The organism is Halomonas elongata, from assembly GCF_029081005.1.
Classification (GTDB): Bacteria; Pseudomonadota; Gammaproteobacteria; order Pseudomonadales; family Halomonadaceae; genus Halomonas; species Halomonas elongata_B.
In genome coordinates this window covers 1-1,776 of sequence record NZ_JAJQTQ010000056.1, presented here as the reverse complement: position 1 = coordinate 1,776, position 1,776 = coordinate 1, and the positions used below count along the sequence as shown (strand labels likewise).

Sequence of the window (1,776 nt, the reverse complement as noted above, 5' to 3'; positions counted from 1 at the left end):
GGGTCTGAAACAGCGCGGCATTATCAAAGTCAGATTCAGGCATATAAAGACCAGTTAGCCACGGCAACAGGTATAAGGAATATTGCGGCATTCACAAATGAACTAAGTAACCTACAATCAGAGCTGGCAAACATTTATAAGCAGGGGAACAGTTATATTTCTGATTTTACCAGTAATCCTGAAGGTGCATTAAGTAGTCAGGCGAAAAATCTGTTCAGCAAGTATGGTGCTTTTAATATGTGTTCTACAGGCATTGAAAGTTCTGATAACCTTTGTAAGGCCAGAATAGTTTCAACGGCCGCTAGCATTGAACAGGGAAATGAGATAAATAAGCAGCTATCAAGTGCAATGTCTCAGATTCAGAGTTTAAGTAACCGAATTGAGTCTTCAAAGGATATGAAAGAATCCCAGGATTTGGCTAACGCATTGCAGGCGCAGTCGTTAAAAATACAGGCAATTAAAATGCAGTATGATGTATGGGATAGTAAAAACAGGGCTGATGCGGAAATGTTGAAAGAGCAAAAGTATGCTGAGTATCGCCTGCGTCAGAAAAATGCAAAGATACCGAGTTTCGAATGATATGATAAAGCTAAATAAGCTAAAAGAATGGGTAGATAATCATTGGTCTAGATTGAATAGTACCGGTTCTACACCGCCGCCACTGTTAATCTCGCTACCAATCATAGTTATTGTTTTAAGTGTGGAGCTTACGTTAAAGCTGATTAATGCTTTAATGTATTATGGTACATTGCAATTTATCACTGATAAAATTGAAAAGAGGTTTGTTCCCAGCGGTGGTATAAAAGAAAGACTCCTTTTTACGTTAAAGCTGTTTTGTATTTTACTTCTGTTATTAATAGTAATGCGATTTTCAATGAAGTAAAAAATAAAGGTCATCGAATAGATGGCCTTTTCTATTCTAAATTCTAAATATAGAGCCTGCGGCAGGCACAGGCAAAAACATCGTTTTTGGACAATCCACTGAAAATTGCATGCAATTTCTAGTGGATTGTCTATCCTGCATTGTATTGTTCTATCGATTAACAATCCCTCTCAATTAGGGTTGTAAATGCTATTCGATCTCCATTAAATACAAAATTGGGGTTTATAAAATAAAATCCTTTACGCATTGTCTTTGCTATAATCTGAGCTTTTTCTAACTCGTTAATTCCTCTCTTTAACGTAGCATAACTAAGTTTTAAGCTATCATAGCTTTTTAAAAAGTCATCAAGAGCCCTTGAATCCAAAAGAACCTGATCCTTTGCAAAGGCTTGTTTTTGAACAGCCCATAAAAGAACATTAAAAGCTTTAATTCCTGCCGATGATAAATCAAACGTTAACCCAATATTCGCAGTAAACAACTTAACAAATTGCTCACTATCTACACGCTTAAAAGTGGTTACATGTGTTCCAAACTTTTCTCCCGTGTTTTGATTAACCAAAACATTGTCATCCCGCCCAAGACGAGATACTTGTATCCGTTTCCCTTTCATCGGGATCGTCATAAGCTCTAAAAACGGGTTTGTTTCGTATCTCTGTAAGCTTAGCGAGCTCATTATTGCATCCTTTTTTGGGCTTTGGAGATTCACAATAAATCCTCATAAGCTCAAAATCAAGCAATTTTTGAGCCTGCAAGGTACCGGATCTGAGCTTACAAGGTACAGATCCTGATCACCACTTTCTAGGATTCATGCGGGTTCCGAGAATTTCCCTTCTTAGTTCTTAACTAAGGAGCGTAGGTGCTCAATTATGGCTATCAATTCTCTTCCGCTTCCT

Annotated in this window: 2 protein-coding genes; one reads left to right on the top strand and one right to left on the bottom strand. The window is 37.5% G+C overall.

The window, feature by feature from the left end:
- Positions 1–579 (top strand): type IV secretion system protein (locus tag LU493_RS19385; protein ID WP_275289449.1); only part of this gene is annotated, 579 nt, incomplete at its 5' end.
- 461 nt (positions 580–1,040) lie between these two features.
- On the opposite strand, the gene LU493_RS19380 is transcribed toward LU493_RS19385, so the two are convergent.
- Positions 1,041–1,556, bottom strand: a complete 516-nt coding sequence (locus LU493_RS19380; protein WP_000097059.1) for a replication/maintenance protein RepL — start codon at positions 1,554–1,556, stop codon at positions 1,041–1,043.
- Positions 1,557–1,776: the final 220 nt, after the last annotated feature.